Origin of the sequence: Niastella sp. (genome assembly GCF_045805085.1) — a bacterium.
Lineage (GTDB): Bacteria > Bacteroidota > Bacteroidia > Chitinophagales > Chitinophagaceae > Niastella.
The window spans coordinates 1-9,912 of sequence record NZ_JBJMLX010000186.1 but is presented as its reverse complement, the minus strand read 5'-3'; the positions used below and the strand labels follow the sequence as shown (position 1 = coordinate 9,912).

At 46.1% G+C, this 9,912-nt stretch carries 4 protein-coding genes and 1 pseudogene; all 5 read right to left on the bottom strand.

Annotated elements, in window-relative coordinates:
• Positions 1-129: 129 nt before the first annotated feature.
• Positions 130-1,548, bottom strand: a complete 1,419-nt coding sequence (locus tag ACJ751_RS09500; protein WP_407745250.1) for a glycoside hydrolase family 140 protein — start codon at positions 1,546-1,548, stop codon at positions 130-132.
• Positions 1,549-1,628: 80 nt separating this feature from the next.
• Positions 1,629-4,787: a DUF6298 domain-containing protein gene (locus ACJ751_RS09495; protein ID WP_407745249.1), complete on the bottom strand. Its 3,159-nt coding sequence runs from the start codon at positions 4,785-4,787 to the stop codon at positions 1,629-1,631.
• A 103-nt stretch (positions 4,788-4,890) separates the two neighbouring features.
• Positions 4,891-6,555 (bottom strand): polysaccharide lyase, encoded by a 1,665-nt coding sequence (locus tag ACJ751_RS09490; protein WP_407745248.1) that lies wholly within the window; start codon positions 6,553-6,555, stop codon positions 4,891-4,893.
• 309 nt (positions 6,556-6,864) lie between these two features.
• A complete protein-coding gene (locus ACJ751_RS09485; protein ID WP_407745247.1) occupies positions 6,865-8,844 on the bottom strand; it encodes a RagB/SusD family nutrient uptake outer membrane protein in 1,980 nt (659 codons plus the stop codon).
• A gap of 33 nt (positions 8,845-8,877) precedes the next feature.
• Positions 8,878-9,912: pseudogene (locus tag ACJ751_RS09480) on the bottom strand (SusC/RagA family TonB-linked outer membrane protein); the annotation flags it as partial.

Sequence of the window (9,912 nt, the reverse complement as noted above, 5' to 3'; positions counted from 1 at the left end):
GCAGCTTACAATTAGAAAACAAGCTATGTATAATATATATCGCATTTATCTCAGTTATTAGGTTATTAAGTTCTTAGGTTTTTGAGTTAACTTATGAACTCAATAACTTAATAACTTAGAAACTTTAACTTAAAAATCGAGTACCAGTACCCAATCGTTACCCTCCTTAACATCACCAGGAGCATCAAACTCATGAACCCCTTTGTTTTCAAAACTTCCTATTTCAGTGTACCTGCCATCTCCCGGGTTGTACCAGGATGCCCTGATACTTTTTCCTGCCAGCTTATCCATTTTTACTGAAAAGTTGCGACCGTTGTACGTATAAAACAGCGCATAATTCTTTCCCCGGGTAGCCAGAATGCGATTGTACTTCGCTCCCACCTCTCCTGCAATCAATGATTGATCGGGCACGCGGTCGAAATACGACCTCGATAACATAAGGTCTTTTATGTATTGCATTTGTGAGGAGCCCGGCGCATTCATTGCTTCATACCAGTAATTGGTTACGCCGTAATTACCATCTTTATCGTTCGGGCGGTGCATTTGCATTACTGCATTATTACCATATGTATATCCACATCCGCCGGCAAATACTGACCAGTAAGCATATCTTCTTACATCTGCTGCTGACCATCTTTTTTCCAGTGAATCGTGCAGGCCCTGGGGAATTTCTTCATAAGAAGGTTCTGCATCGAAGGTGGGTTTCACCGGCTTTTTCGCATAATCCATGGCTACATACTTCCAGTTGTCTTCGCCAAAATGCAGATCGCCTTTGCTGGTATCCTGATTGTAGCGGCGGTGGCCACTTTGAAAAACATTGAACTGTAACCAGGGCTCATTATGAAACCAGATGGATGAAGTAGTACGACCGCGCGGATGGAAAGTGATCAAATGACCGGGATCCTTTTCATGCAGGGTGCGGCCAATTGTTTTCCAAACGGCAATGGAATCAATTCCTTTGATATCGCCTCCATTCATCCAGATCACATTGGTTTGTGATCTATAGCGGTCGGCTAAAAAAGACGCGTATTGTTTTGCCTGCGCGGGGCTTACATGTCCTTCCTTTACTACACTACCCCAAACCGGCACCATAGCAACATAAATACCTCTTTCGGCAGCAGCCTTCACCACAAAATCAACATGGTCCCAATAATCATATTGCGCCGCATCATCGGGGTTAGCGCCTGGTGTGGTAATGGGTTGGCTTACGTTGCCTTTTCTTACAGCCGTATCTCCATACGCATTTACCAGTTTAACAGTATGCAGCAGCATTACCTGAATTACATTAAAGCCTTTTTGCTGGCGATCGTCCAGCAGTTTGATCGCTTCTTCGCGTTTCAATTTTGAAAACAACAACCAGTCGGTATCCCCTAACCAAAAGAAGGGTTTGCCATCAGCCGTCATAAAATAGCGGCCATTGGGTGATATTTTTAATGGTTGCAAAGGCTCTATAGGCTGCGCCATCGAGGGTGAGCCACCCCCTAAAGGGTGACCCACCCTTGCCACTGCCATTGCAGCCATTAATACGAGTGAAAAAACTTTATACATAACTATTTCTTGGTGCTAAGGTGAGCCGCCCTTTGGAGGGCGACCCACCTTATTTTTAATTGGGTGAACCCACCCTTTAATCATTTTTTTATCCAGGCCACAACAGCGCCGTTTTTGGGGCTTTTTAAGGTAACTACTTTGCCACCTTTTACTTTTGCTTCTTTCCCTATTACCTCCCCTTTATCGGCATCGAACCATTTTACTTTAAAGCTGGCTGGTGCATTGGTCAGGTCAACCTGTACATCGCTGCCATTGCTGTAAACAATATAGCCGTTACCTGCATTCGCCAGGGTATATTGTTCTTTTGACGGACTGTCAACGGGTTTCATGGTTGAAGCGGCGGTAACAAAACCGGCATCTGCCATGGCAGGAATATTTGCCAGCGAACCACCGGCCATGAAGACGGCCCAACCCATGTGATCATAACTATCGCCTGAGTAGATCACTGCTTTACCGGCGTATTTGTCGCGGTATTCCCTAACTGCGCGGTATACCTGGTCAAAAGAAGTCTTTTTAGGTTTGAACTGACGGGCCTGCTGGCGGGGCGCCAGGCTTTGTCCACCCGCAGGCGCATATGCAGTACCATCCTGCTGATAATGCCAGTAGCGAATGTCGATGATATCGATCGCGGCGGCGCGGTCCCCATCGGCTAAAATGGCGTCCTGTACATCTTTGGTAGTGCTTAAGCCTATCAATTCTTTTTTGCCGGTTTCCTTTTCCCACTCCTTTACCACATCCATCCAGAACTGTACAAAATGCAGCGGACCGGTAAACTCTGCACCGGTTAATTGTATCACGCCATTGTTGCTGGCAAAATTATTCAAACACTGGCGAATGTAAGCACGCAACAATTCGCGGCGAACGGGATGGGTGACATCATAAAACTGTTCGGCCATGAAGACGCGTTTGTCGCCGGCGAATGGCACTGGTTCCGGGAACCCGGTATTGTTGATGTTGTTCACCGGACGGAAGGGGAAATCGACATAGTGGGCGCCGGCTTCAATAATATTATGCTGGAAGAAATTCTGATGTACAAGCACCAGGCCTTTCTGATCGGCAAGATCCGCAAATTGTTTCAGGCGGTTCCAGTACCAGTAATTGTATTTGGTAAGATCGTATTTGCTCAGGCCATCCCAGGCAGTGTCTTTACCACTGCGGGCAAAGGGAAGTTCGTAGAAGGGAGTCCATACATCGCCATCCATGCGGCGGATGCGTTCGTGGTCATCACGGCGACGCTCATACCACAAGGCATAGTTTTGTTCGAAAGCTACTTCGTGACCGGCCTTCATCTCATCGGTCATACAACCCAGGTCATCGGTAAGGCCTTTGCCGGTTTGGCCGGGAATATAACGCGTAACGGCTTCTTTCGCATTCGGCATGGCGTACGGACGGGCACTGCCATTCCACCAGGGTGATTCAGAACGGCTACCAGTCAATACATCGTTGCCACGTACCAGCCAGCCGTTCTGCACATGCATAGCGGGAACGTTTGCAATGGCGGCAGGTTGTTTATAGCCGATCTCATCAATGGTCTTTACACCTGTTGCCAAAATAAGTATCGGTTGGCGTTTGCCGGCGCCATCTATATATGCCTTTACGGTAGGTTGCGGGTCTTTAGACAGCGCCGTTAATTCGGCGGCCTGTGCTACGGTTGGACTGCTGGTGGCGTCTGATTCAATCAACAGCAATTGTACTCTACTGGTAATATCTTCTTTTGATCTTTCTTTCAACTGCGCATAATACAAACTGCGGGGTTCAATGGTGTTGTTCGATTCGGCCCAATAGCCATCGCCTGAAAACTGCGCCCAGCTGCCAAACGACCAGTTCTGTGCGGTAGGCGGCTGGTAACAATCGATGCGGGCGGCAGAGCAATTCCAGAAAACACTGTTGGCGATGTTCCAACCGGCGCCATTGCCATCCTGACCACGATTTATAAAACTGATGGGCTGACCATCAACGGTCACCATATCAAACAACACCCCGGCAGACCAGCTGTCTACCCCACCGCTGAAACTATAGGGGCGATACGAGTGACATTGTACAAATGCGTTAGGACCAGGCGCACAAAAACCGGTGGCAAAATCATGATTGCCATACTCGGCATATAAACGCTGGAACAGCACCTGTTGACCGGCCGTATAAAATGTATTTCGACGATGGCCGCCGATCTCTGAAACAGGGGCCAGCGATTTACAATCTTCTACAGTGATGCGTTTGCAGGTTTCCGGTATAAACACGGCTGAACCGGCAAAATGTTCAAACACTACCTGCCTTACCCAGGCGTCGGTAGTATTTTCAATGCCGATGGCCATCCAGCGATGGGCTTCATCTTTGGGATTGTTGGTATCATAGTCCGATACCAAACGGAGGTTCTCCACCCCTGCATCCTGAATGCGTCCGTTCCAGTTGTAGGAGGCGATAAGGCCACCGCCATATTGCTCATCGAGCGCGGTGGTTAACGGTGCATCTAATTGAATGGAACCGTTATTTATAGAAACAATGGTACGGTCCCAATACAGATCACGTTGACCGGGTTTCCAGCCCAAAGCGGTAATGCCGCCACCAAAATGATTGGTGTGCAGCGCATCGATCCAGTTTTGAGTAGAAGGGCGATGAATGATCACCTTATCCCCTGCCTTGAAATTATTGGGGGCGGCTACGTTAACCGTAATACTGTTAACGGGTATATATTTATCAGTAAGCTTGATTTCAACGTTGAGTTGCCGGTCGTTTTTACCAGCAATGGTGATAAGGGTTTGCCGGTCTTTACCAGTGCCCTTTACTATTGTTCCATTCTCGCCAGATCCGCTGCCGCGTAATACCACACCGGAAGCGCGAATGATCAACTGTCCTGCCACTTCGTATTGGCCAGGCAGTAATAAAACAGCACCACGTATATTATTTTTATCGAGGGGTAAACTGGCTACATAGTCGAGTGCAGCCTGAATGCGCACGGTGGCATCGCCACCTTTTATGGGCAGCACTACTTTAACCGGTGCATCAGGGATGGCGTTATCGCCGCCCATATAACCACAATAAGAAAAATCGGGAATGCGGTTGCCCAGAGAGTCGGCCACATAAGTGAGTTTGCCTTTTACATTTGATAACGGAGGCTGTGCCTTTTTATCTTTCTGGGAGTAACCCGCACTGGTTATCAGCAGCAAACTGCCAATAAAGAACGGTTTTATGAAAACGTTTACAAAACTTGCCTTATGTATTGGTCGAATTGCTGAGATCATAACTACCGATGATTAGTGTTAAAGTCCTCCCCCGACTGTTCAGGGAAGGACTAACATTTTGCGTAACCTAAAATATCTAACTGCGAAATAAACTCTGTGCTCTTTATTTTTTAACTGTAGTCGTTTTGCTTACTTCGGGTTTCTCAATCGCCATCGGCACTAAGCTATTCAGGTACACTTCTATATTCGTATAACCACCTTTTGTTTTGTACTGAGAAGCGTCGGCTGCATTTTTCGGATTCAAACCATGCTTAACTTCATAATCATCCGGCATACCGTCGTTGTCACTGTCTTTATAAGGTGTTCCTTTGTATTCAGGGTAACCGCCTACCTGTACCGGATCTGTAATGATACCCATCTTATATGAATCGATCGGCAGTTTCCGGTGTTCAAATTGGGTAGCAGGTAAAGGTACTCCTTCTTTGTAAGTGATCTTACCTGTTCTTACCTGCTCTGCAATGCGCGTATCTACCGCATCGCGTTTGGGTAAGGTGGCGCCTGCATTTTTAACTACATAACCATACGCTTCAGTTGCCGAAACCATGGTGATCTTTGGCATTGGCAGGGGTTCGTTCACTTTAATAAAATCGGTGTATTCACCGGCATCTTTCATTTCTTCTACCTGTACGCCACCAGCCCAGTTGTTTTTGGTGATCTCAGGATAACCTTCCATAATGTTACCGTTCACATAGCAACGGCCATACACTTTCGTTTTCAGTTTACTGCGACCAGATTCGGGTTTCAGGAAACGGTGACCAACAGGAGCGTCTTTAGAAGTAACCGGACCTGGTTTGTAATAGTTATTGATGAAGTTGTACATAGCCCGGTAGTCGCCGCCATCGCTGGAACGGTGCATCCAGTTAAATACAACGTTGTTTACAAAGTTGAAAGTACCGTTCCAACCCACTGATGGGTTACGGCCCGTATTGTTTGCCCACATGTTGCGCATGAAGGTACAATTCTCACCACCCAGCGTGCTACCGAAAGAGTGGTTATAGGTGTCCAGCGCTTCAGCAAAAATGGAGTTCTGGATAGTGATGTTCACCGTTCCCAGTTTTTGCTCTATGGTACCGGTGCTGTCGTTATACATGTGACGGTACATACTCATATTCTCATCGAGACCCCATGAGGCCGATACGTGGTCGATCATAATATTACCAACGGGGTTGCCACCGATGGCGTCATCGCGACGGCCCACATTGGTTTCGCCACGACGGAAACGCATAAAGCGAACTACTACATCGTGGGTATTGAGCCATACGGATTCACCGGCAACACATACGCCATCACCGGGCGCCGACTGGCCTTCAATAGTAATATAAGGAGCACGAATAATTAACGGCGTTTTCAGGTGAATGATACCTGCAACATTGAACACAACGATACGCGCGCCACCTGTTTCGCAGGCTTCGCGCAAGGTACCGGGGCCTCTGTCTTCCAGACTGGTTACCACGATCACTTTACCGCCACGACCGCCGAAGCTGTAAGCGCCACCGCCTTCAGCACCGGGGAACGCCACAATATTTGCCTGGGGCAAATCGTAAGGACGAGCCGCCCAGGGAATATAGGGTTTACCCGCTCTTGCTTCTTTTTCAATAATGGGTAATGCTTTGTCCCACGCTTCATCAGAGCGTACACGCTCTGCATTCATTAAAGAATCTGACCACCTCTGAACATCCTGAGGGATCTTTGGGTACTGAGCAAAAACCGGCTGCGCTAATCCCACAGCAGAAATTAAAAGAAGGTTGCGAAATTTTTTCATTTTCATCATTAACAATTTTCGGATCGTTGTTTTTAACAGTATAAGAGACGTCGTATTGTCGGTGTTCTTTCGGGCCCTTTTTTAAAGGTTCAAGTTACATTTATTATACCCTTAGACGATTGATTCACACATTAAAGTTGCACATACTAAAAATATAACAGCTTTTATAATTCTGCCAACATAACTCTATTTTATAAGTACTATTCCCTATGTAAAAGGGCCTGCCTTATAAAACAGCAGAGGGCACCTTGTAGGGTACCCTCTGACTGTTAATTTTTATTTATTTCAACAGAAGCGATCATAACTGATCTCAACTTATTGTTTGTAGTCGAATGTTCCCATCGCGCCATTGTAATCCAGCCAACCATTGGTTTGCGGCAACCATGGGTTGTTGCCTAACACATCAGATTTAAATCCGGAAAGATAATAGTTCGATCTGAACAAAACATTCACAGGAAGTTTATTATCAATGTCCATAGGCTGGTCAAGCGGCTGTACTGAAAATTTAGCCTGAAACAGTGCTTTCAGCTTGGCAATATCAGCCGCGAAAGTTGCGCCATCAGGATCGATCTGGAGCGACCTGTCCGTGGCACTCAACGGATCACTGGTGGTTTTAGACTGCCAATAATATCCGTTACGGTTGGTACCATTGAGCTTTGGTATATTGAGTCTGGCATTCGTGTTATCGCCGATTGCCGCATCATCGTCATATAACATCCAGCGTTGCATATCCCAGAAGCGTTTTCCTTCATACGCGAGTTCCACACGGCGCTCGTACAGACACGCTTCCAAAGCAGTATACTTGTCTGTAAATGTAAATCCTATACCATAGTTGGTGACAGCGGCAGCAGAAGGATATACACGGCTACGGATCCTGCCGAGATAAGTAGCACAATTAACGAGATCCCCTGTAGCGGCATAACACTCTGCAATATTCAACAATAACTCAGCCCAGCGATAGTCATAGATATCTGTGCCGGAAAAATTATAGGCAGTACTGTCTGCGACGGGATTGGAAAATTTACGTACAAGGGCCGGACTGTTTGTATTGTTATCTCCCCAGGTTTTCACAGTGGTACCATTTTTCCATCTGTAAAACCATGCGCTTTTATTTTGATTTCCTTTTACCCCCCATTTAGCACCTGAAAATGCAAAGGTGCGATAAAAGCGGGGATCCCTGCCTTCAAAAAAGAAAGTGTCGTTGTAATTGGTTCCTATAACAGGACGGCTTCCATCTGCCATCGGAAACAGATCGATCATACCCTTTGGAACGGAGATGCCACCGCTACCTATTTGCTCTTTTGGCCTGATTGAACTCTCCCAACCATTGCTCATTCCGGCATTTGAAAGGATCGTACTGGACATGAGGACTACAAAGATGCCCTCGCCATTGAATTTGTTGTCAGTAGCAGCGGCAGAGGAAAACTCAGCCCAATCTTTTGCGGTCTTGATAGAATTACCGTAATCATTTTTGAGTGAATCTTCAGCAGCGCGACCGGCGGCAAGGGCTTTTTGCCAGCGTTGATTAGCCGGATTGTCCCAGTCTGCATTAAACAGGGGGCTTGCAGCGGTGAGCAGTACGCGGCTTTTCATGGCCAAAGCGGCGGCTTTCGTAAACCGGCCATAATCCGTAGTTTGATTCGCCCATTTCATGGGTAAATAATATGTAGCCGAATCGAAATCTTTGATGATCTGGTCAAAAACCTCCGACGTTTTGGCACGTGGGGTTTTAATGCTTTCATCATTGAAACTGGCTTCATGCACTTCCAGTTCGATCGGAACGCCACCATACACCCGAACAAGATCAAAATACTGCAGCGCCCGGAAATAGAACATTTGCCCTTTTGCTGTTTTTTTGAAATCTGCTGAAAGTGCGGTGCCCAGCGTATCTATTTTAGATAACAATATATTGGCATTCCGGATCCGGGTATAGGGGTTATTCTGGATACTCGCCGGAAGTCCCCCGGGTTGACCACCAGTATAATAAGCATCAGCGTCGGCGGCCAAATTAAAATTTTTATTCGGATTGGTGAAGTTACTTATGCCCCCAAATTCTTCAGTGTACGCTCTCCTGGTATCGTCATATGTACCTACCAGTGTTTTGGTAGGACTATTATAACCTCCGAAAAAATCTTTGTAAAGCCTATCTATATAATAACCGGTCTGCACCTCGTTGGTAAAAATGCTTTCTTTGAATTTGTCATAGCTCTTCATATCCTCCAGGAACTTTTTATTACAACCTGCCATCGCCACAACCACAGCAAAAAACAAGAGATATGCTATTTTATTTTTCATATAAGTAGTATAATCATTAATTAATTGGTACATCTAAAATCCTAAGTTTACGCCCAGCGCCCAGGTTCGCAGTGTTGGGTAACCCACATTTGGCGCATCATACATGTTGCGGTATTTGTTTGGGTAAGGATTATAGAAGTCCCATAAATTATTACCTGTCAGGTAAACTCTTGCACTTTCGAAACGGGCTCTGCTCACAATTCGCTTCGGTAATGAATAGCCAAGACTCAGCGAGCGAACATACATCCGGAAAGAAGAAATAGTCCATAAATCAGAGTTATTTCCACCGAAATCATCAGCGGATGCAATACTCGGATATTTTCCATTGACATTAAGTGAATCATCATACATATCGTTCAGGTAAACGGGCTGTGCCCACATGGCTACTGAACTGCTGGTACTCTGCTTTACCAAATCGATCTGGTTTAGACCACCCCATGAGGTAAGGATCTGCGCACCTAAACTAATACCTTTATAGGAAAAGCTCAGATTCGTGGCAATGCCATAAGACTTCATGTTCTTTTTCAAGATAACAAAGTCCTGGTCATCCTGGACTTGTCCGTTTGGTCCACCATAAGTCTTGTTTGTTGCATCAAGGGCGCCTCGTACATCTTCATAGGCAACCATACCTTTTTTCATACCAGCTTTGCTGGTTATATTACGGTAACTGGGAGCAGCGTTTGCAACACCTGATTTTGCTGCATTGTCGGTAAGATAGTTCCAATAGTTATCGATGTCTTCGTCAGTACGCAAAATCCCGTCTCCAGTAGAGGTCTGCTTCCATGTTCTGTAGCCCCATGCCGGTGCAATGGTTGATTGTCCTACACCTTTCCTGGTCGTCATTGTGGATGGATAAGCAAATGGTTGGTCAAAGTATGTGAGGGTTTTATTATCCCCAATTCCAAAGTTCATACTAACAGAGTAGTCAATTTTATTGGCTATTCTGTCTTTCCAGGTCGCAGTGACCTCAGTACCCCACCATTTAAATGAGGCATAGTTTTGTTCAGCGAATGCACCACCTGTTGAAATTGGTACACCGATAGCGCCTGACATCAATGTCAATACGTT

What these genes read in the sequence shown, in the direction of transcription:
- ACJ751_RS09485 (WP_407745247.1), bottom strand. Translation starts at nt 8,844, where the DNA reads ATGAAAAATAAAATAGCATATCTCTTGTTTTTTGCTGTGGTTGTGGCG.
- ACJ751_RS09490 (WP_407745248.1), bottom strand. Translation starts at nt 6,555, where the DNA reads ATGAAAATGAAAAAATTTCGCAACCTTCTTTTAATTTCTGCTGTGGGA.
- ACJ751_RS09500 (WP_407745250.1), bottom strand. Translation starts at nt 1,548, where the DNA reads ATGTATAAAGTTTTTTCACTCGTATTAATGGCTGCAATGGCAGTGGCA.
- ACJ751_RS09495 (WP_407745249.1), bottom strand. Translation starts at nt 4,787, where the DNA reads ATGATCTCAGCAATTCGACCAATACATAAGGCAAGTTTTGTAAACGTT.